Origin of the sequence: Paraburkholderia sp. Clong3, assembly GCF_050436485.1 — a bacterium.
GTDB lineage: Bacteria > Pseudomonadota > Gammaproteobacteria > Burkholderiales > Burkholderiaceae > Paraburkholderia > Paraburkholderia tuberum.
Genome location: NZ_JBNDMH010000001.1, coordinates 595,597 through 616,716 on the forward strand (window position 1 = coordinate 595,597; position 21,120 = coordinate 616,716).

The 21,120-nt window shown below is 64.8% G+C and carries 19 protein-coding genes; 9 read left to right on the plus strand and 10 right to left on the minus strand.

Annotated elements, in window-relative coordinates; all coding sequences use genetic code 11:
• Nucleotides 1–23 precede the first annotated feature (23 nt).
• From OKW30_RS02885 to OKW30_RS02895, 3 genes are all read left to right on the plus strand, one after another.
• A complete protein-coding gene (locus OKW30_RS02885) occupies nucleotides 24–1,808 on the plus strand; it encodes an IlvD/Edd family dehydratase (protein ID WP_184023534.1) in 1,785 nt (594 codons plus the stop codon).
• 84 nt (nucleotides 1,809–1,892) lie between these two features.
• Nucleotides 1,893–3,080 carry a fumarylacetoacetate hydrolase family protein gene (locus OKW30_RS02890; RefSeq protein WP_429345907.1) on the plus strand — a complete coding sequence of 396 codons (1,188 nt, stop codon included), beginning with the start codon at nucleotides 1,893–1,895 and terminating at the stop codon, nucleotides 3,078–3,080.
• A 39-nt stretch (nucleotides 3,081–3,119) separates the two neighbouring features.
• The gene (locus OKW30_RS02895) at nucleotides 3,120–4,562 is read left to right on the plus strand and encodes an aldehyde dehydrogenase family protein (RefSeq protein WP_429345908.1); all 1,443 of its coding nucleotides are present in this window, start codon (nucleotides 3,120–3,122) and stop codon (nucleotides 4,560–4,562) included.
• A 153-nt stretch (nucleotides 4,563–4,715) separates the two neighbouring features.
• Here the strand turns inward: OKW30_RS02895 and OKW30_RS02900 are convergent, their stop codons facing one another.
• The 3 genes from OKW30_RS02900 to OKW30_RS02910 all read right to left on the minus strand — a co-directional run bounded on the left by OKW30_RS02900 (nucleotide 4,716) and on the right by OKW30_RS02910 (nucleotide 6,775).
• Nucleotides 4,716–4,982, minus strand: coding sequence for a DUF4148 domain-containing protein (locus tag OKW30_RS02900; protein ID WP_184068302.1), 267 nt, complete (start codon nucleotides 4,980–4,982; stop codon nucleotides 4,716–4,718).
• A 198-nt stretch (nucleotides 4,983–5,180) separates the two neighbouring features.
• A complete protein-coding gene (locus OKW30_RS02905) occupies nucleotides 5,181–6,014 on the minus strand; it encodes a DUF2182 domain-containing protein (protein WP_429345909.1) in 834 nt (277 codons plus the stop codon).
• Nucleotides 6,011–6,775, minus strand: a complete 765-nt coding sequence (locus tag OKW30_RS02910; protein ID WP_429345910.1) for a DUF899 domain-containing protein — start codon at nucleotides 6,773–6,775, stop codon at nucleotides 6,011–6,013. Before OKW30_RS02910 ends, OKW30_RS02905 begins: the two co-directional genes overlap by 4 nt.
• 167 nt (nucleotides 6,776–6,942) lie before the next feature.
• Between OKW30_RS02910 and OKW30_RS02915 the strand changes: the two genes are divergently transcribed.
• From OKW30_RS02915 to OKW30_RS02935, 5 genes are all read left to right on the plus strand, one after another.
• Entirely contained in the window at nucleotides 6,943–8,172 is a 1,230-nt protein-coding gene (locus tag OKW30_RS02915) for a helix-turn-helix domain-containing protein (protein ID WP_429345911.1), read from the plus strand.
• A 14-nt stretch (nucleotides 8,173–8,186) separates the two neighbouring features.
• Nucleotides 8,187–8,861: a PQQ-binding-like beta-propeller repeat protein gene (locus tag OKW30_RS02920; protein ID WP_184023520.1), complete on the plus strand. Its 675-nt coding sequence runs from the start codon at nucleotides 8,187–8,189 to the stop codon at nucleotides 8,859–8,861.
• Between the two features lie 612 nt (nucleotides 8,862–9,473).
• The gene (locus OKW30_RS02925) at nucleotides 9,474–11,888 is read left to right on the plus strand and encodes an alkaline phosphatase family protein (RefSeq protein ID WP_429345912.1); all 2,415 of its coding nucleotides are present in this window, start codon (nucleotides 9,474–9,476) and stop codon (nucleotides 11,886–11,888) included.
• 123 nt (nucleotides 11,889–12,011) lie between these two features.
• Nucleotides 12,012–13,520, plus strand: coding sequence for a cytochrome-c peroxidase (locus tag OKW30_RS02930; protein WP_429345913.1), 1,509 nt, complete (start codon nucleotides 12,012–12,014; stop codon nucleotides 13,518–13,520).
• Between the two features lie 27 nt (nucleotides 13,521–13,547).
• Nucleotides 13,548–14,219 carry a hypothetical protein gene (locus OKW30_RS02935; protein WP_429345914.1) on the plus strand — a complete coding sequence of 224 codons (672 nt, stop codon included), beginning with the start codon at nucleotides 13,548–13,550 and terminating at the stop codon, nucleotides 14,217–14,219.
• An 87-nt stretch (nucleotides 14,220–14,306) separates the two neighbouring features.
• On the opposite strand, the gene OKW30_RS02940 is transcribed toward OKW30_RS02935, so the two are convergent.
• The 7 genes from OKW30_RS02940 to OKW30_RS02970 are packed head-to-tail and all read right to left on the minus strand — an operon-like array spanning nucleotide 14,307 to nucleotide 19,862.
• Nucleotides 14,307–17,402 (minus strand): complex I subunit 5 family protein, encoded by a 3,096-nt coding sequence (locus tag OKW30_RS02940; protein WP_429345915.1) that lies wholly within the window; start codon nucleotides 17,400–17,402, stop codon nucleotides 14,307–14,309.
• The gene (locus OKW30_RS02945; protein ID WP_184023510.1) at nucleotides 17,396–17,770 is read right to left on the minus strand and encodes a sodium:proton antiporter; all 375 of its coding nucleotides are present in this window, start codon (nucleotides 17,768–17,770) and stop codon (nucleotides 17,396–17,398) included. The genes OKW30_RS02940 and OKW30_RS02945 overlap by 7 nt, the downstream gene beginning before the upstream one ends.
• A gap of 16 nt (nucleotides 17,771–17,786) precedes the next feature.
• Nucleotides 17,787–18,491: a Na(+)/H(+) antiporter subunit B gene (locus OKW30_RS02950; protein ID WP_184059171.1), complete on the minus strand. Its 705-nt coding sequence runs from the start codon at nucleotides 18,489–18,491 to the stop codon at nucleotides 17,787–17,789.
• On the minus strand, nucleotides 18,488–18,832 hold the full coding sequence (gene mnhG / locus OKW30_RS02955) for a monovalent cation/H(+) antiporter subunit G (RefSeq protein ID WP_429345916.1): 345 nt from the start codon (nucleotides 18,830–18,832) through the stop codon (nucleotides 18,488–18,490). The genes OKW30_RS02950 and mnhG overlap by 4 nt, the downstream gene beginning before the upstream one ends.
• Before the next feature lie 3 nt (nucleotides 18,833–18,835).
• On the minus strand, nucleotides 18,836–19,078 hold the full coding sequence (locus tag OKW30_RS02960) for a hydrogenase subunit MbhD domain-containing protein (RefSeq protein WP_018422732.1): 243 nt from the start codon (nucleotides 19,076–19,078) through the stop codon (nucleotides 18,836–18,838).
• A 3-nt stretch (nucleotides 19,079–19,081) separates the two neighbouring features.
• The gene (locus OKW30_RS02965) at nucleotides 19,082–19,342 is read right to left on the minus strand and encodes a monovalent cation/H+ antiporter complex subunit F (protein WP_018422733.1); all 261 of its coding nucleotides are present in this window, start codon (nucleotides 19,340–19,342) and stop codon (nucleotides 19,082–19,084) included.
• Nucleotides 19,335–19,862 carry a Na+/H+ antiporter subunit E gene (locus OKW30_RS02970; protein WP_429345917.1) on the minus strand — a complete coding sequence of 176 codons (528 nt, stop codon included), beginning with the start codon at nucleotides 19,860–19,862 and terminating at the stop codon, nucleotides 19,335–19,337. Before OKW30_RS02970 ends, OKW30_RS02965 begins: the two co-directional genes overlap by 8 nt.
• Before the next feature lie 460 nt (nucleotides 19,863–20,322).
• On the opposite strand from OKW30_RS02970, the gene OKW30_RS02975 reads away from it, so the two are divergent.
• Complete coding sequence (locus OKW30_RS02975; protein WP_184023501.1) at nucleotides 20,323–21,105, plus strand: ABC transporter substrate-binding protein; 783 nt, start codon at nucleotides 20,323–20,325, stop codon at nucleotides 21,103–21,105.
• Nucleotides 21,106–21,120: the final 15 nt, after the last annotated feature.

Consider the following 21,120-nt stretch of genomic DNA (forward strand, 5'->3'; position numbering starts at 1 on the left):
ACCCAGATAGAGAGACAAGCATCATGTCAGCATCCACCCCGCGCCGGCTGCGCAGCCAGGAATGGTTCGACGATCCCTCGCATGCGGATATGACGGCACTGTACGTCGAGCGTTTCATGAACTACGGTCTGACGCGCGAAGAGCTGCAGTCGGGCCGGCCGATCATCGGCATCGCGCAGACCGGCAGCGATCTCGCGCCGTGCAACCGGCATCACATCGAGCTCGCGGCGCGCACGAAGGCCGGTATTCGCGACGCGGGCGGCATTCCGATGGAGTTTCCGGTGCATCCGCTCGCCGAGCAGAGCCGCCGGCCGACCGCAGCGCTCGATCGCAATCTCGCGTATCTGGGCCTCGTCGAAATCCTGCACGGCTTCCCGCTCGACGGCGTCGTGCTGACCACCGGCTGCGACAAGACCACGCCCGCGTGCCTGATGGCGGCGGCCACCGTCGATATGCCGGCGATCGTGCTGTCCGGCGGTCCCATGCTCGACGGCTGGCACGACGGCAAGCGCGTCGGGTCGGGCACCGTGATCTGGCATGCACGCAATCTGCTGGCGGCCGGCGAGATCGACTACGAAGGCTTCATGGAGCTGACTACCGCGTCGTCGCCGTCGATCGGTCACTGCAACACGATGGGCACCGCGCTGTCGATGAACAGCCTCGCCGAAGCGCTCGGCATGTCGCTGCCCGGCTGCGCGAGCATTCCGGCTGCTTACCGCGAGCGCGGCCAGATGGCCTACGCGACCGGCAAGCGCATCGTCGACCTCGTGCGCGAGGACCTGCGGCCGTCGAAGATCATGACGAAAGAAGCGTTCGAAAACGCGATCGTCGTCGCATCGGCGCTCGGCGCGTCGACCAACTGCCCGCCGCATCTGATCGCGATTGCGCGGCACATGGGCGTCGAGCTGAGTCTCGAAGACTGGCAGCGCGTCGGCGAGCAGGTGCCGCTGATCGTCAACTGCATGCCCGCCGGCGAATATCTCGGCGAGAGCTTCCATCGCGCGGGCGGCGTACCGGCCGTGATGCGCGAGCTCGCGAAAGGCGGCCTCGTGCACGAGGATTGCCTGACCGTGTCGGGCCGCACGATGGGCGAAATCGCGGCCGCCGCACCCGCGCCGGATCGCGAGGTCATCAAGACGACCGACGATCCGCTGAAGCACGGCGCGGGCTTCATGGTGCTGTCCGGCAACTTCTTCGACAGCGCGATCATGAAGATGTCGGTGGTCGGCGATGCGTTCCGCAAGACCTACCTGAGCGAGCCAGGCGCAGAAAACAGCTTCGAAGCGCGCGCCATCGTGTTCGACGGCCCCGAGGATTATCACGCGCGCATCAACGACCCGTCGCTTGAAATCGACGAGCATTGCATCCTCGTGATTCGCGGCACGGGTACGGTCGGCTATCCGGGCAGCGCCGAGGTCGTCAACATGGCGCCGCCGGCGGCGCTCGTGCGCCAGGGCATCACGTCGCTGCCGACGCTCGGCGACGGCCGTCAGAGCGGCACGTCGGCGAGCCCGTCGATTCTGAACATGTCGCCGGAAGCGGCGGTGGGCGGCGGCCTTGCGCTATTGCGCACGAACGACCGCATCCGCGTCGATCTGAATTCGCGTAGCGTCAAAGTGCTGGTGGACGAAGCGGAACTCGCGCGACGTCGCGAAACCGTGCACTTCGAGATTCCGCCCGCGCAAACGCCGTGGCAGGAGCTGTATCGCAAGACGGTCGGCCAGCTTTCGACCGGCGGCTGCCTCGAACCGGCGACGCTGTATCTGAAGGTGATTGCCGAGCGCGGCAACCCACGGCATTCGCATTGACCTGCAGGTGACAAGGCCGGGCTTCGCACGCAACGCGACGCCCGGCCTTGCCCGCTTTCCCACTTATCCGAAAGAGCCCATCCCATGTCCGCAACTTTCCCCTCCAGCTTTCTTCCCGGCGATCTGAACGACGCACTGCTGATCGGCCGCGTGTGGCGCAAGACCGAGCAACATGAAGGACCGTGCGTGGTCGTCGTGCGCGGCGGCGAGGTGTTCGACATCACCGCGGTCGTGCCGACTACCGCCGACCTGTTCGAGCGCGACGATGCCGTGCAATTTGCGCGCAGCGCGCCGGGCGTGCCGCTCGGGCCGGTCGCGCAGCTGATCGAGGCGAACCTGCCGGGCGCGAGCGCACCGGCCGTGCGCGTGCTCGCGCCGTGCGACGTGCAGGCGATCAAGGCCTGCGGCGTCACGTTCGCGGTGAGCCTGATCGAGCGCGTGATCGAGGAGCAGGCCGGCGGCGATCCGGCGAAGGCGAAGGAAGTGCGCGAGACGATCGCGTCGACGATCGGCACCGATCTGTCGAAGATCAAGCCGGGATCGGAAGCGGCGATGAAGCTGAAGGCCGAGCTCGAGCGTCGCGACGCGTGGTCGCAATACATGGAAGTCGGCATCGGTCCGGACGCCGAAGTATTTTCGAAATCGCAGCCGATGTCGGCAGTCGGCTTCGGCGCGGACGTCGGTCTGCTCGCCGCGTCGGTGTGGAACAACCCGGAGCCGGAGATCGTGCTCGCGGTGAATAGCCGCGGCGGCATCGTCGGCGCGACGCTCGGCAACGACGTGAACCTGCGCGACATCGAAGGCCGCTCGGCGCTGTTGCTCGGCAAGTGCAAGGACAACAACGGCTCGTGCGCGATCGGCCCGTTCGTGCGGCTGTTCGACGACACCTTCTCGCTCGACTCGGTGCGCGCGGCGAGCGTGTCGCTGCGCGTCGAAGGCGCCGACGACGACTTCGTGCTCGACGGCGTGAGCCACATGAGCGAGATCAGCCGCGACCCGGCCGACCTCGTCGCGCAGACCTGCGGCCGCCACCACCAGTACCCGGACGGCTTCATGCTGTTCCTCGGCACGATGTTCTCGCCGATCAAGGACCGCGACGCGCCCGGCGGCGGCTTCACCCACCACCTCGGCGATCGCGTGACGATTTCGACGCCGCAGCTCGGCGCGCTGACCAACACGGTGCGCCTGTCCACCGAAATCGAGCCGTGGACGTTCGGCGTGCGCGCGCTCTATCGCAATCTCGCGGCCCGTGGCCTGCTCGTTGCTGAATAACCGGATTGTCGCTGCAATTTTCGAAAGGAGAATCAGGACATGAGTCAGTTCGCAAACTACATCGACGGACAGTGGGTCGACGGCGCGAGCGTGTCGCGCAACGTCAATCCGTCGAATCTCGACGACGTGATCGGCGAATTCGCGCAAGCCGACGCCGAGCAGACGCATCGCTCGATCAGCGCCGCGCGCAAGGCCTTCGCGCAGTGGTCGTTGTCCACGCCGCAGCAGCGCTTCGACGTGCTCGACCAGGCGGGCAGCGCGATCCTCGCGCGCAAGGCGGAGCTCGGCAAGGTGCTCGCGCGTGAAGAGGGCAAGACGCTGCCCGAGGCGATCGGCGAAGTGGGCCGCGCCGGGCAGATCTTCAAGTTCTTCGCGGGCGAAGCGCTGCGCGTCGGCGGCGAAGTGATGCCGTCGGTGCGGCCGGGCATGACGGTCGAAATGACGCGTGAGCCGGTTGGCGTGGTCGGCCTGATTACGCCGTGGAATTTTCCGATTGCGATTCCGGCGTGGAAGATCGCGCCGGCGCTTGCGTACGGCAACACGGTCGTGATCAAGCCGGCCGATCTGGTGCCGGGCAGCACGTGGGAGCTGGTCAAGATCATCGCCGAGGCGGGCGCGCCGGCGGGGGTGATCAACCTCGTGATGGGGCGCGGTTCGGTGGTTGGCGAGGCGCTCGTGTCGTCGCCGGATGTCGATGCGATCAGCTTCACCGGTTCCGTTTCGACGGGCCGCGCGATCGGCGCGAAGTGCTTCGATTCGGGCAAGAAATTCCAGCTGGAAATGGGCGGCAAGAACCCGATGGTCGTGCTCGACGACGCCGATCTCAATGTTGCGATCGAAGCGTGCATCAACGGCGCGTTCTACTCGACGGGCCAGCGTTGCACGGCGTCGAGCCGGCTGATCGTGACCGCGGGGATCTATGACCGCTTCATCGACGGCATGAAGGCGCGCATGCGCGCGCTGAAGGTCGGCGATGCGCTCGCGGACGGCACGCACATCGGCCCGGTCGTCGACGACAAGCAGTTGGCACAGGACGAGCGCTATCTGGCGATCGCGCGCGAAGAGGGCGGCACGGTGTTCGGCGGCGAGCGCGTCGAAGGCTCGACGCGCGGTTATTTCCTCGCGCCGGCGCTGGTCACGGAGACGACCCCGGCTATGCGCATCAACCGTGAAGAGGTATTCGGGCCGGTGGCGTCGGTCATCAAGGTCAAGGACTACCAGGAAGCGCTCGCGGTTGCCAACGGCACCGAGTTCGGGTTGTCGGCCGGCATCTGCACGACATCGCTGAAGTACGCGAGTCATTTCCGCCGCCATGCGCAGGCCGGCATGGTGATGGTCAACACCGCGACGGCGGGGGTCGATTATCACGTGCCGTTTGGCGGGCGGAAGGGGTCGAGCTACGGTCCGCGCGAGCAGGGCGCCTACGCCCGCGAGTTCTATACGTCGGTGAAGACCGCGTATATCAACCCGGGCGCGGTCTGACGCAGAACTAACAACAGAGCTCCCCAAAACGGAACTGGCCCGCCATCGCATTCAGTCGCGATGGCGGGCCAGTAGGGGAAGCTGCGAGAGCGCCAAGCCGAGCGCTCCGGCAGGTACAGCTACATCAACAGCAACTTGCCAACCTGCAACGCCTTACTGCGCTGCGTGACCTTGCTGCGACGAACCGCTGGTCACGCCGCCGACCGCGGTGTTTTGCGCCGCGACGCGGGCTTCGGCAGCCTGAATGTTCGACGGATATTCGTTCGGGTTCGAACGTGCCGGGTTGTAGCCGGCTTTTTCGATCTGAGCCAGCTCTTCACGGACTTGCGCGCGGGTCAGCGGCTGGTTCGATTGAGCGAAAACGGCAACCGGAGCAGCGAGGGTAGCGGCGATAACGACAGCTTGAACGAGCGATTTCATTTTTACTACCTCCAGGTTTTGTCTTGTTAGGCTGCGAAACCATTGGTTTGCAGCAGTGATGACAGTCTAGGGGGAGCGGAAAGTAGGGTAAATACCTAATTTCTGAACTCACTGTTTCCGAAACCAAAACAATAATGAGAGAGCAAGGCCGTCGAGCGTCGATTTGCGAAGCGATCCGCGACAGCTGGCGCGCATGAGTCAGCCGGCTGATAGGGCCTTGATGAACAGCAAGCCCGCGCCGGCGACGGCTATGGCGCCGCTCGCCCGGGCGACGAGTGCGCCGTCCGGCGCAAGTCGCTCGGCCGTAATGGCGGCCGTCACGGCGGCCATCAAGCGCAAATCCGTCATGCCGACGACCAGCACAATCGCCGTGAGACCCCCGCAGCAACCGGCGCAATCGATGCCGATGCGCAGACCGTATCTCCACGCGCTCGGCGCATCGGCAGGAAGGCTGGGTGTCGTGCGGCTGCAGGCGAGGCGGCGGGCTTTCCATGTGCTGAACTGCAACGCGCCCGCGAGCAATACGACCACGCTGACCGCCAGCGGCATCGAACGCGCGAGCGCTGGCCACCGCAACTCGAGCGCCGCGAGCGACGCGCCCAGTGCAAACACGGCCACGCCGAGCGCCGTCCATACGACCGCATACGCGCCACTCACGAGCATCGTCAGCAGGGCCAGTCGCTCCGCACTTGCGCGCGAGCCGATCGCGTCGCGATAGCGCAGCAGCGTCGGCATCAACGACGGCAGCATCATCGCCGCCATCATCACGATCCACATGCCGATGAACGATGCCGCGGCGCGGGCCCACGTGCGCCCGCAGGTCGGCATCCACAGCGTCGACATCGACCAGCCGCCGGGCATCGGCAACGCGCCCATCGCCGCCATCGACGCGCCGTGGGCCAGTGTCGCCGCGACGCTCGCGCCGAACATCAGCAGGCAGACGCCGACGAACACGCGCTGCGATGAGCGCGCCGCGCGCCGTGTGGCAAGGCGCTGCCCGCTCGTGCAGACAGCGCGCACGAGCGGGCTCATGACCGCTCGTACTCGTCGTGACGGCGCCACCAGATGCCCGCCTCGTTGCGCCCCTTCGGCGCGCGATCGAGCCACTGGTACATGCCCCACAGCGCATCGACACCGCGCGCGTAAGTCGAGTACGTGTGATAGACGACGCCGTCTTCGAGCACGAACGCGCTCATGCCTGGCCGGTCGCGCGAATAGGTGGCCGCGTCGGTGCCGCAGGTCGCCGCGAACTGCGCGACCGGTTCGGGCGCGGGACTCACGTCCATTGCGTGACTGTTGCGTGCGTAGTTGTACTCGATATCGCCATCGCGCTGCTGTGCCTCGGTGAACGAGACGTTGAAGTCGAAATTGAAATCGCCGCTTGCCGACGAAGCCCATGGAAACGTCCAGCCCATGCGCTGCTTGTACGTCTGCAGCTTGTCGAGCGGCGCGCGCGACACCGCCGTCAGCATCACGTCGTGATGCGCGAGATGCACGGCGAAGCCGGCGAAGCCGTCCGCGATCGACGAGCATGACGGGCAGCCCGCCTTGTAGTCGGGGCCGAACATGAAGTGGTAGACGAGCAGCTGCGAACGTCCTTTGAACAGATCGGCGAGCGACGCGCTGCCTTGGTCGGTATCGAATCGGTAGGCCTTGTCGACCCTGACCCACGGCAGCGCCTGGCGTTGTCGCGCGAGCTCGTCGCCGTGTCGCGTGTGGGTTTTTTCCGCGTCGAGCAGCGCGCGGCGCGCGGCGAGCCACTGTTCGCGTGTTCCGATCGGATGCGTAGTCATCGTGGGTACCTCCGTGAGTCGTGCCGCGCCGCGCGAACCCTTGCCCGACGGCGTCGGTGACGGTTGATGGTCGTGCTAGATTAGGGCCGGGCATCCATCGGGTGGGAGTGACAAGTGTGGCGGGATTCACTTGATGCATTGACGTGCTACGCGCGGACTCGCACGCCGTGGACGCGCTGATTTCCGCGGCGGCGCGCGCGCTCGCGGCCGGCGATCCGCTTGGCGCGCTCGACCACGTCGCGTTACGCGACGACGCGCCGGCGCTCGCGCTGCGCGGCATCGCGATGGCGCAGCTCGGCGATTTCGGGCGCGCAAAGGCGCTGGTGCGCGACGCCGCGCGCGCGTTCGGCGCGCAGCATGCGGTGGCGCGCGCGAGATGCGTGGTCGCCGAAGCGGAGATCGCGCTGGCGTCGCGCGATCTCGCGTGGCCCGCCAAAACACTCGACGCCGCGACCGCCACGCTCGACGCGTACGGCGATCGCGTCAATGCCGCGCATGCGCGGTATCTCGCAGCGCGGCGTCTGCTGCTGATCGGCCGTCTCGACGAAGCGGAGTGCAAGCTTGCCGCGCTCGATCCGCGGCCGTTTCCGCCCGCGCTGCGTGCCGCGCATGAACTGGTGGTCGCGGGAGTCGCGCTGCGGCGTTTGCGCAGCAGCGCCGCCCGTGACGCGCTGGCGCGGGCCGGACGCGCGGCACGCGAGGCCGGCATTCCGGCGTTGATCGCGGAAGTCGAAAGCGCGTCGGTGGCACTGGGCAAACCGGCGGCGCGCATGATCGCGCATGGCGAAGAAGAACCGATCCTGCTCGATGAAGTCGAGAAGCTGTTGACCTCGAATCGCGCTGGCGGCGCGTTGATCGTCGACGCTTGCCGCTACGCGATCCGCGATGCGAACGCGGCGGTTGCGCTCGCGAGCCGACCGGTGCTGTTTGCGCTCGCCCGCATGCTCGGCGAGGCATGGCCCGACGACGTGCCGCGCGACGCGCTCGTCGCACGGGCGTTCCGCGCCAAACGCGCCGACGAATCGCATCGCGCGCGGCTGCGCGTCGAGATCGGCCGGCTGCGCACGGCGCTCGGCACGCTCGCGAGCGTCAGCGCGACGACGCGCGGCTTCGCGCTCGCGCCGCGTCACGCTCGCGAGGTCGTCGTGCTGGCGCCGCCGGTCGAAGGCGAGCATGCGGCGCTGCTCGCGTTTCTGTCGGATGGCCAAGCGTGGTCGAGTTCCGCGCTTGCCCTCGTGCTCGGCGCGAGTCAGCGCACCGTGCAGCGCTCACTCGACTCGCTCGCTGCGGCCGGCAAGGTGCAGCCAGTGGGCGAGGGGCGCGCGCGCCGCTGGATGACGCCGCCCCTGGCCGGATTCGCGACGGCTTTGTTACTCCCTTCCCCGTTCCCTTCATGATTAGGATGGCCACCATGAACCGCTCCGCCGCCAGAATCGTCCGTGAATATGGGCCCTTTACGGGCGTCGATAAAGTGCATGGCGTCACCTACGACGGCCGACAGGTGTGGATCGCGACCGGCGAACGGCTCGACGCGTTCGATCCGGCGAGCGGCGAGACGCTGCGCTCGATCGCGGTGCCCGCCGACGCGGGCACGGCCTTCGACGGCGAACACCTGTTCCAGATCGCGCACGGCCGCATCCAGAAGATCGACCCGCAGAGCGGCCGCGTGCTGTCGACGATCGCGGCGCCCGGCGACGGCGGCCAGTCGGGGCTGACATGGGCCGAAGGTTCGCTGTGGGTCGGTCAGTATCCCGAACGAAAAATCTATCAGGTCGATCCGGACACTGGCGCGGTGCTGCGCACGATCGAATCGAATCGCTTCGTGACCGGGATCACGTGGGTCGACGGCGAGCTATGGCATGGCACGTGGGAAGGTGACGAGAGCGAGCTGCGGCATCTCGATCCGCGCAGCGGCGAGGTGCTCGAGCGCGTCGAGATGCCGGCCGGCGCGGGCATTTCCGGACTCGAATCGAACGGCGCGGATCTGTTCTTCTGCGGAGGCGGCGGCAGCGGGCTCGTTCGCGCCGTGCAGCGTCCCTTGCGAGAGAGCGACTCGCAATTGCCGGTCGATTCGACGAGCGAGTGATTCGTCATGCACGCAGCGCGTCCTCGTTATCCGGCGCTGGTATTTGGCTCACTTGTACTCGCCGATAACGTAAGTCATCGTTGGTAAACGAAGTATTCCATTGCGTTACTCTTATCGCGAGACTACTCCCCATACGCGGGCCGCCTGCAGCGACTTCCAGCAGGCCGTGGCAAAGCATTCAGCCACCGCCGGATAGCGGTCCCGTCATCTCGCTTCTTCAGCCTCGCCCCACCAGTGCTCGCATCAGACCCACCGACGCGGCGCATGCGCCACCACCCGGGACTCGAAAGTCCAAACCGCAACACACTCGGATGCTGCACCGCACACGCGAAGTACTCCGAGTGTTTTTCAATCGTAGCGGGGAATTGAGAGCATTTTCGCTGCACCCGCAACAACTGCGACGGTTGGTTCTCAGCTTTATTTTCGTCTTCGTTGCTTGCCCGTGCATGGCGGCTGTTCGAAAAGATGTGATCAGAACCAAGCCAGGTTCACACTCCAATCCTTACCGTTAGCAGACATACGCGTTACACAAACCCTTCATATTATTCGCTCGTTGTACTAAGTCTTGCCCCACACAAGCGGTTGCCGATACAACTAACAAAGGGTCCCCAAATGTCATCGCATCACAAAATGCGCCCAGCGCTTTGTCTAACGTCCGTTGCCGCTGCCTGCGTGCTCGCAGCTTGCGGCGGAAATTCGGATAGCCCCTCTGCCAGCAACAACAACGGTGGCACGACCGCCGGCACGACTTACTCGGGCGTGGTCGCCGCAGCCGCCTTCATCCCGGGCAGTTCGAGCGGCAACCCGACCTTGAAGGCCGGCTACTACTCTGGCGCCACCGTGTTCGTCGATGCCAATGGCAACGGCGTGCTCGACAGCGGCGAAGCCTCCGCGAAGACCGACGGCAACGGCCATTTCTCGCTGACCACGACCGCCACGGGTCCGCTCGTCGCTGACATCACGACCTCGGCCACCAACACGGCATCGGCCGCCAAGGTCGCCAGCCACCTGATCCTGCGCGCTTCGGCCGACCAGATCGCCGACCAGGGCGCCACCAAAGTCGTGATCAGCCCGATGTCGAGCGAAGTGCAGCGCCTCGTCGAAGCCAACGGCACCAAGTACGCGACCGAGAAGGCTAATCTGTCGACCCGTCTGTCCGGCCCGGCATTCAACAACGCCTCCGTGACGGTTCCCGCCGGCGACGTCCTGGCCGACGCCAACACCCTGTCCGGCGCCGAGCAGTACGCGGTGCTGTTCGAAGAAAACGCACTGACGAACCGCTACACGTACGCCACCACGAAGCTCGATCGTGGCGACAAGTACCCCGATGCGCTGGCCGTTGCCGGTGGCGACCCCACCCTGACCGGCGTTTCCGGCATCACCGCTGGCGAAACCATTCCGACGGATACGCGTAAGGCGATCACCTTCGCACAAGCCCAGCAGGCTGCGTTCAATGTCGAGGCGATTCCGCGTTACGACAACGTCTTCGTGATCATGCTGGAGAACAGCAGCACGAACCGCGTCAAGGGTTCGGCGTACATGCCGGCGGTCAACTCGATGATCACCAACGGCAACTACTTCTCGACCTACTTCGCGACCGGCAGCCCGTCCGAGCCGAACTACACCGCCCTGGGCGGCGCCGACGACTTCGGTATCGGCGACGACAACTGGTGGGGTTGCGCCGCCGCCGGCGCCAACGCCCCGACGGACAAGGCTTTCGCCGGCGGCACGGCTTCCGACGGCCAGCCCCTGCCGTCCCACGTCGCGCTGACGCCGAACGACCCGATCATCGGTACCACCGCCGGCGGCGCCACGGTGGCCGTTGGATCGCTGCTGTCCAATTACACGGCGGCCGCCAACAAGGCGTGCTCGACGGACGGCACCGGTTCCGTCGCCAACCACAACATCATGAACGCGCCGAACCTGTTCACGCAGATTTCGAGCGCGGGCCTGACGTGGCGTACCTACAGCGAATCCATGAACCCGGGTCAGGATCCGCGCGCCGACAGCCTCGGTGACACGGGTGTATCGCAGGCCTACAACCAGACGGACGGTAGCATCACCGTGACGGGCACGCCGTTCGCCATGCCCGGTTCGCTCTACAAGACCAAGCACCATCCGGGCATGGCCTATCAGAACGTGCGTAACCAGCCGGAGTTCTTCGCGAACAACCGCACGATCTTCGGTACCCAGTACTACACGAACGCGGCCGACCTGACCAACACTACGCTTTACAAGGTTCCGACCGGCTACAACGTCGACCAGTTCAGCACCGACCTGGCCAAGGGCGACGTCGGTACGCTGAACTTCATCATGCCTGACCAGTGTGATGACCTGCACGGCGCCGGCAGCGACGGCACCTGTAAGGACAGCGCGACCGCCTCGGGTACCGTTCCGGCTCACGCGCTGCTGACCCGCGCCGACTACTACACCAACGCCGTGGTGCAGAAGATCAAGGCCTCGCCGCTGTGGCAGAACAAGCAGCGCAACGTTGCCATCGTGGTCATGTTCGACGAAGGCAATGGCGCGTCCAACGGTGCCGGCAGCTCGTGCTGCGGCTGGGACGTGGGTGGCAAGGCTACGCAGATGCAGAACGCGGACGGCAGCTGGACTCCGGTTCAGGCGAAGTACGGCAACGGCAACAAGGGCCATGGCAACTCGATCTTCGTCCTGATGACCAACCAGCAAGACGTGGGCGCCGCGCCGAAGGGCGTCGCCGACAGCGATACGTACAGCCACTTCTCGTTCGTGCGCACGGTGCAGGACATGTTCCAGCTGGCCGACCCGGCTGTTCCGACCTCGTACGCCAACCGCTCGAAGTACACGGAGTCGTACATTGCGCAGAACATCGCCAACCTGCCTGAGTACGCTGGCAGCGCCGACACGCACTACGACGCGGTTCGTCCGATGAACCACGCCTACGTGATTCCGGCCGGCTACACGCAGAAGTTCCAGACGGGTGACGTGAGCGATCCGGCGCAAGTTGGTCCGGACGCGACCCAGAAGAACCTGTGGGCGACGAAGTAATAAAAAGCACTAAACGGTAAGCACGCGCAAGCGTGCCATTCATCAAGCAGTAGCCTGCGCGGGGGAGCGGTTCGGCGGCTCCCCCGCCAGCTGTTTTATCGAACAAAGCCGGGGGGAGTAGCGATGCGCAAGGTTTATGCGGGGGCGCTGTATGTCATCTTGTCGACACTGGCCGCTTGCGGGGGCGGGAGCTCGTCACAGTCTGCTTCGACGGACGCAGGCACGGGCTCCACGGGCTCCACGGGCTCCTCGGGCTCCTCGGGCTCCACGGGGTCGGCGCCCACGAGCAAGCTGAGCGCTGCGGCCCAGGTCGGCGAGAAAATGTTCTTCGACAAGAACCTGTCCGGCGGCAAGAACCAGGCATGCGCGAGCTGCCACGATCCGGCGTATGCCTACGGCCCGCCCAACAGCCTGGCGGTGCAGCTGGGTTCCGATGGCGTATCGGAAGGCCAGCGCGCGGTTCCCTCGCTGCGCTACAAGGCCATGACGCCCGCCTACGACGACAACGCCTCGAACCCCGACGGCATCACGGCGAACGCGCCGGGCGGCGGATTCATGTGGGACGGCCGCGGCAAGACGCTGGCCGACCAGGTGGCGCTGCCCCTGCTCAATCCCATCGAGATGAACAACGCCTCCAAGGACGCGGTGGTGCAGGCGGTAAAGAGCTCCTCGTATGCCGCACAGTTCACGGCGGCGTACGGCCCGGCCGTGTTCGGCGATACGGACACGGCGTTCCAGGACATCGGACTCGCGCTGCAGGCCTACCAGAATGAGGACCCGAGCTTTGCGCCGTATTCCAGCAAGTTCGACCTGTATGCGAACAACAAGATCGGCGGCACGTTGACCCCGGCCGAATTGCGCGGGATGAACCTGTTCAACGATACCGATCACGGGGCCGGCTGCGTGGCCTGCCATTTCATGGGCGCCAACTTCAACGGCTCGAACGCGCTGGGGACCGACTTCACCTATCAGGCGATCGGTGCGCCGCGCAACGACACGTCGATCCCGGACAATCCGAACCCCATCGCGGCCAACCTGAACGCGAGCTACTACGACATGGGGCTGTGCGGCCCGATCAATAACGGCAGCTATGACAGCCACACGCCGCTTTCGGCCTCCAGCGGCGCCGGCCCGGACCCCTTTACGGGCGTGAACAACCCGGATCCGTATTGCGGCCGCTTCAAGGTGCCGACGCTGCGCAACGTCGCCGCGCGCAACGCCTTCTTCCACAACGGCGTGTTCCACTCGCTGGAGCAGGTGGTGCGCTTCTACAATACGCGCGACACCAACCCCGAGTACTGGTATCCGTCCACGGGTGGCGATTCGACCAAGCTGACCAGCAACCCGGGCTATGCGCTGCAACCCACCTATGCAGCGGGCGCGACGGTGAACATGTTCAACGATCTGCCGGCCGCCTACCAGGGCAATATCGACGAGGAACTGCCGCTGGGGCAGGGCCAGACCGACGCGGGCGGCACCACCGCGTTGAACGGTGCGCAGCCGCGTGCTGTCCATTCGGCGCCGCAACTGTGGGATCAGGACGTGCAGGACGTGATCTGCTTCCTGAATACTTTGAGCGACGGCTACCAGCCTCCCGCGACCCAGCCCACGAGCGGTAGCTGCGTGAATTGATCTTTTTGAATACCTGAACTATCCACGATGATGCATTTTTCGAATCCGGTGCGCGGCACTGCCATTGCGGTTTCCCTGACGGCGTCGTTCCTGCTGGGCGGTTGCCAGAACAAGGCCGAGCCTACCGCGGAGAACTTTACCAACACCATCACGCACTACCTGGCCGATCGCGGCCACCTGTGCGTGGCGAAATACGATTGGCCCATCCACGTGGCCGATCAGGACATCGTGGTCACGCATTCCCGCGATGCGCTGCAATTGCCGGTGATGGAAAAGCTGGGCCTCGTCAAGAGCACCGTCATGACGGTCGAGCGCACTGGCGAGGACGGGGCCAGGATCGAGGCGCCGGGACGCGAGTATGTGCTGACCGACGAAGGCAAGCAGTTCTACCTGCACAAGCCGGTGGTGGTGGCGACGCCCGGCAAGACGGTCACGCACGACGCCGATTTTTGCGTGGCCACGCTGACCCTGGACAAGGTGGTGGGCTGGGAGCCGCCCCAGAGTCACGACGGGGAGACCAGGACCTCGGTGCTCTACACCTATAAGATCGACCCGGCGCCCTTTGCCAGGACTCCCGAGTTCCAGCGAGTGTTTCCCATGGTGGCGCGCGTGATCGAAGGCGCGGGCACCATGCAACTGCGCGAAGGCGTGCGCTTGACCAAGGACGGCTGGGTAGCGGAAGAATATCTCGTTCGATGATCGTTGAGTTCGCCGACGCCGTGCTCCAAGGCGATCGTTCCCGCACGTGGGCCGGTCCATGCCGGTGTGCCAGGACCAGGTGCACCCTTACGGTGTCCCCGCTGGACTCAGCCCCGTGCTCGCAAAATAGATGGCGAGAAAATACAGCAGCACATAGAGCGCGTAGGTCTGCCCGTTGCCGGTATAGACGCGGCGTATCCGAGCCGCCGCCACGAGCGCGAAGTGCGATATGCCGCGCCAGAACATCTGCGCGACCGGCGGCACCGTGCGGCTCAGGATCGGCCGGTAGAAGTGGTAAAAATCCGGGGCGTTGCGCGCATTGCCGCGGCGGCTGCGGTAGTACAGCACACCGAGCCCGAACACGATCGCCGTGACGATCAGCACGACGATCACGACCGGCGTCGGATTCCAGAACCCGTAGATGCTTTCGAGCGACATGCCGCCCCACACCAGTGTCGCCGCGAACTGCGGATCGATCGCGGCCGACACCGGTTCGAGCAACACCTTCGGAAAGAATGACAGGATCACGATACCGACCACGAACAGCAACTGCGGCACCAGCAGCATCACAGGCGCTTCGCGCACCTGCGGCCGCTGCGGCGGGCGCGGTTTGAGGAAGACGCCGTTCAGCAGGCGCAGCATGTACAGAAAGCCGGCGCAGGTCGCGATCAGCCCGCACACGGCGAGCCCGTACCAACCCTTGTCGGTCATTGCGCTCAGCAGCAGCCATTTGCCGCCGAAGCCCATCAGCGGCGGCAGGCCCGACATCGACACCAGCGCGATCACGACCATCGCGAACGTGAGCGGCATCTCGCGCGCGAGGCCGCCCACATCGGCGAAGTTGCGCGTGCCGGTGCGCGAGATCACGCCTGCGAGCGCGAGGAACAGGATGCCCTTCACGAACATGTGATTGGCGACCAGATACAGCGCGGTGACCCAGCCGAGATGGCTCATCAGGCCGATCGCGGCGACGATATAGCCGGTCTGGCTCATGCTCGACAGCGCGAGCATCCGTTTGAAGTCGTTCTGCCGCAACGCCATCAGCGCGCCGAACAGGGTCGTCAGCATGCCTATCCAGGTCATCGCGTGCGCGAGTTCGAGGCCGACCTCCGAGCGTATCGTCAGATAGGTGCCGATCAACAGGCCGAACATCGCGACCTTGCTGACCACCGCCGACAGCATCGCGGTCACGTCGTCTTCCGCTTCGGTGTAGGCGCCCGGCAGCCATACGTGCACGCCGATCGCGCCGGCCTTGATCAGGAAGCCCGCCGCGAGCAGCACGAACGCGCGGTTCGCCTCCGGTCCCGAATGGATCAGCGCCGACAGCGCGATGCTGTCGTCGATCGCCGCGACGTTGGCGAAGCCCGCCAGCAGGAAGAACGCAGCCAGCAGCGAAAACAGCAGGAAGGTCAGCACGTGCGGTCCCGCGCGCCGGCACTTCGCGATCAGGAAGCACGACGACAGCGTGATGATTTCCCAGCTATAGAAGAACTCGAGCGAGGTGGATGAGCGCAGCAGCGCCGGAATCGACAGCGACAGCACGACGAGCATCGGATAGAAGCCGGCGCGCACGTCGTCGCGATAGAGACTCGCCGCTGCGATCACGAGGCTGCCCGCGAGCAGCAGCCAGGCGAACAGTCCGGCGATACCGCGCGAGCCCTCGCAGAGCAGACTGCCGATCAATCCAATCGCGATCACCGCGAGCACGCCTTTCACGCGCCCCGGCAGACGATCGGCCGCATAGAACAGCGCACCCGCCGCGAGCGGCGAGAAGATCCACGCCGACACGACGCCCGAGAACACGGCTGCCATATAGGCCGCCGCGATCAGCAGCACGGCGACGCCGAACAGCGGCAACAGCGCGGCGATGTTCGGCCGGGCTTTGGCCTCGACGTCGGACGGAGCCAATGCGCGCACGAACCAGTGGAACATATAACCCGCTTCGAGCAGCGAGCCGGTCAGGATCAACACGATCCAGTACGGCTTGCCGGCGGCGGTGAGGCGCATCACGAGTTCCCACTTCGCCCAGAAGCCGGGGAATGGCGGCAGTCCCGCGATCGCGACCATGAAGAGGCCGAGCAGGCCGATCAGCAACGGGCTGCGCGACAGGATCGCGCGTGCATCGTCGCCGTGCCGCCGCAGCACGCCGATCAGCCAGAACAGCCCCGCCTTCGCGAACAGATGGTTGATGAAGAGCCCGCCGACGACGAGCGGGATCGATGCGTCCGCGCCGATCTGGCGCAACAACGCGAGCGACAGCATCAACAGCGCCATCTGCCCGATCGACGAATAGCCGAGCAAGCGTTGCGGCTTCGTCTGCTTGATCGCGAGCAGGTTCGAGAACAGGAACGTGACGCCGCCCGAGACGGCGAGCAGCGTCAGCAGGCCGTCGAACAGCGGCAGCATTTTCAGCAGCGCGAAAAACACGCCCGCCGATACGCCGACCGATATCATTGCGCCGACGCCGCTCGGCGCGGTCTCGTAGACGTCGAGCCCCCAGCCGTTGGCCGGAAACGGCTTCAGCTCGATCACGAGACTCGCGAACACGAGCAGGATCGCGGTCGTGCCGATCGGGCCGCCGAGCTGGTCGCGCAGCGACAGCAGTTCGTCGATGTTCAGCGTGCCGCTCACGTAGTAGAGCAGCACCGCGCCGAGCAGAAAGAGCGTCGACGCGATCACGGTCGCAAAGATGTACTTGAATGCGGCGGCGAGCGCGGCGGGCGTGCGCTCGAGCCCGAACAGGCCGTATGTCGCGATCGACACGATCTCGAGAAACACGAACAGGTTGAACAGGTCGCGGGTCATCACCATGCCGTCGATGCCCATCACCAGAATCAGGTACAGCAGCAACGCCGCGTAGTTGCCGCGCAGACGGTCCCACAGATGCAATGCGCCGAGCAGCGCGACCACATTGACGCTGAACGTGAAGAAGCCTTCCCACAGGCCGAAGCGCAGATTGATCGACACCGGCGGCAGCGCGCCCGCGGTCAGCACCTCGATCGTGTCGCCGCCGTCGAGCAGGCCGTAGAACGACACGCCGGAGACGAGCACGATGCCGCACAGCGCGATGAAAAAGCCGAGCGTGAGCCATGGCTTGCCGAGCCGGTACAGCAGCGGAATGACGAAGCCGCCGCCGAGCCCGAGAATGAAGATGTGCAGCGGATGAAACAGCGCGGCTACCATTTCGACTCGGTGAAGGCGTCGATGGAAAGCGTCTTTTTGGCGGCATGAAGACGGATCGCGAACGACAGCATGATGGCGGTGACCGATAGCCCGATCACGATCGCCGTGACGACGAGTGCCGATGGAATCGGATCGATCGCGCGGTGCGCGGCGGCGGATTTGCTGAGCGCCGCGTCGATGATCGGCGCGGTGCCGCCCGTGACGTAACCGGTCGCGACCATCACGATGTGCAGGCCCGTGTCGATCACCGCGAAGCCGATGATGATGCGCAGGATGTTGCGGTGGGTCAGCATGCCCCACAGGCCGATCAAGGAAAGGCAGAAGCCCGTGATCAGCAGGATCTTCGAAACCGGGATGCCCGTGCTCATGCGCTCTCCTTCTCGTTCAGCTTCTGAACCGGTCGATGATGACGCTTAGCTCCGCGCCGACCTTGACGCCGAGCAGCGTGGAAATCAGCGGGATCGCGCCGGCGCTGAAAAACGCGCCGAACTCGCCGCGCGGCAGAAAGCGCGGGTCGAGAAAACCGCCCGCGAGCACGAGGCCGAGAATGCCGATGCACACGTAGATCACGCCCGCGAGCGACTCGACGACGCTCAGCAGCGCGACGTTCAGCGTCGAGCGGGGCCGCGCGAGCAGCATCAGCATCACGGCGGACGCGACGATCGCGCCGCCCTGGAAACCGCCGCCCGCCGACAGATGGCCGTTGACGATCACGTAGCCGCCGAAGGTGAGGATCATCGGCAGCAGCACCTGCTTGCCGGTATGTACGATCTCGCCGGCTGGGCGGCGCGCGGGCGCGGATTCGTCTGCCGCAGCGGCGGAGGTCGCGTTGCTTTCCTCTTTCAGCAGCACCCCGACGCTCGCCGCGACCATGAACAGCACCGCGACTTCGCCGAGTGTGTCGAAGCCGCGAAAGGTGATCAGAATGCCGGTCACGATGTTCGGCGCGCCGAGTTCGAGCGGCCCTCTGACGACGTAGTACCAGGCGAGCGGGCGCAGCGCCTGCAACTCCGTGTAGCCGCCGACCAGCCGCCAGAACACGACCGCGAACAGCAGCACCGTCAGCAGCGCAAACGCGCGACGCATCATGATTCGGCCTCCCCGGCGGTGCGCCCGCCTTCGTCGGCGAGTGCGTCGGTGATCATGGACGAGGTCATCGGCGTGCGGATCAGCCAGGCGGCGCGCGATAGCGCATGCGAGGACACCGGGTTGGTCACGAGCACGAAGTAGATCAGCAGGATCAGACGGAAGGTCCAGCTCGGGTGATAGAACGCGAGGCCGATCAGCACGAGCATGTTGCCGAGCGTCGACGCCTTGGTGCCGGCCTGAATGCGCGTATACGCATCCGGCATGCGCAGCAGCCCGAGGCCGGCGGAGAACAGAAAGACGGCGCCCACCAGGATGAACACGCTGCCGATCAGTTCGAACATGCGCTAGCCCTTCTGATAACCGGTTTTGCGGATCGCGTACAGAAAGATGAAGGTCGCGAGTCCGGAACCGATCGCGGCTTCGGCCATCGCGACGTCGGGCGCGGCGAGCAGCAGGAAGGCTATCGCGGCGAACAGGCTCGCGAGCCCCGAGCTCACCATCGCGGCCAGCAGATTCTTCAGGCAGACGGCCAGTACGCCGCTCACGAGGATGCTCGCGCACATCAGCAGCAGAAGCAGTTCGAGCATGGCTCACAGCCCCCTTTCGAGAAAGCGCGCAATCGCGAGCACCGCGAGAAAGCTCAGCAGTGCATAGACAAGTGCGACGTCGATATAGACGAAACGACCGGAGACTTGCGCGTACAGCGCGATCAGCGACAGCGAGACGACCGTCAGCATGTCGATCGCGACGATGCGGTCGACGAGGGTCTTGCCGATCACGAGACGGATCACGCCGAACAGGATCGCGAAGAAGATCAGCACGGCGGCGATCCGGAGCATGATCTCAGCCAAAGATTTTCTCCAGATGCTTTTCGAACGGTGCGACGAGTGCCTCGGTCGCTTGGTCGATATCGGTCGTCTTCACGTCGAGCAAGTGAATGAATAGTATGTCGTCCCGAATATCCACGACGAGCGAGCCCGGCGTGAGCGCAATCGAATTGGCGAGCGCGAGACGGCCAAGCGGTGTTTGGAGGCGCGTGCGAACCTTGACGATGCCGGGCTTGATGTCGATACGCGGCGAGTACACCAGCGCCATCACGTTCAGATTGGCGCGTACGAGCTCGATGACGAAGGTCGCGCTATACGCGGCGAAGTGATACGGTGCGCCTGGCGTTAGACGTAGGCGCTGCCATGCTTCGCTCGATGATACGAAGACACGCGCGATGACGAAGGTAATGACGAGACCGACGAGTGCGGGTTCGACGGCGAGCGATGCATTGGCGATCATCCAGATGACGAACAGGACGACCCAGAGGCCAGGCATTCCCCGAGGAAAGAACGACGACACCGGTTTTCCGTTGTTCGCAGCCATGTCATCGGTTCCTCAGGAGGCCTTGCGGAAAATTCTAAGTGACAACCTATGGCAAAGCAACCGGCGCACGGTTGTCCGTTGGTGGTCGTTTTGTGTGCGTAAATCCGCGCGGCGCTTATCGGCTGCTCATCGAGTGAATTAGTGTCATTGCGATCTGTTCAATAAAATGGCGCGCGAAAAGCCGACGCCGATCGGCGCGCATTTATTTTGAAACAGACTGCGTTGCCGCGATAAGACGCGACGTTGAATCTCTAAGCGGCGCCGTACCGTTTTTTAATCACCTGTGACTGATCGGAATCTGGAAGTCTAGTCGCCAATCTATGCGCGCGCTGCATAAATTGATTTTTTTAATGAATTTGCGCCGGCGACCAGATCCCGGTCGAATGTCGGGTTTCGCGCGGTCCGTGTGTGTCGCCATGCCGCCGGTTTGAATTCTTCAAATGACCAATAAGGAGCAACAATGAAAGCCATGCTGGCAACCCTGACGATTGCGCTGCTGGCCGTCTCGTCCGGAAGCGCAATCGCCAAGGATTGGTCGACCGTGCGGTTCGGAGTCGACGCGAGCTACCCACCGTTTGAATCGAAAGCGGCCGACGGCAAGCTCGTCGGCTTCGATATCGATCTCGGCAATGAGATCTGCCGCCGGCTCAACGCGAAATGCGTGTGGATCGAGAATTCGTTCGACGGCATGATTCCCGCGCTGAAAGGCCGCAAATTCGACGGCGTGCTGTCGACGATGTCGATGACGCCCGCGCGTCAGGCGCAGATCGCGTTCTCGTCGAAGGTGTTCCGCATTCCGACGCGTCTGGTCGCGAAGAAGGGCTCGCCGATCGAGCCGACGCCGGAAGCGCTGAAGGGCAAGCGCATCGGCGTCGAGCAGGGCTCGATTCAGGAAACCTACGCGAAGACGTATTGGGAGCCGGCCGGCGCCGCGATCGTGCCGTATCAGGATCAGGATCTGGTGTATTCGGATCTGCTTGCCGGCCGTATCGACGCGTCACTGCAAAACGCGGTGCAAGCCGATATCGGCTTTTTGCGCACCGCGCGCGGCAAGGACTTCGGATTTGCCGGCAATCCGCTTTACGACGCGAAAACGCTCGGCAGCGGCACAGCGATTGGTTTGCGTAAAGAAGATACCGATCTGCAGGAAAAGATCGACAAAGCCATTGCCGAGATCCGCGCCGATGGCACTTACGACCGCATTGCGAAAAAGTATTTCGATTTCGACGTGTACGGTCAGTGAGCCGGGGCCGCGCCG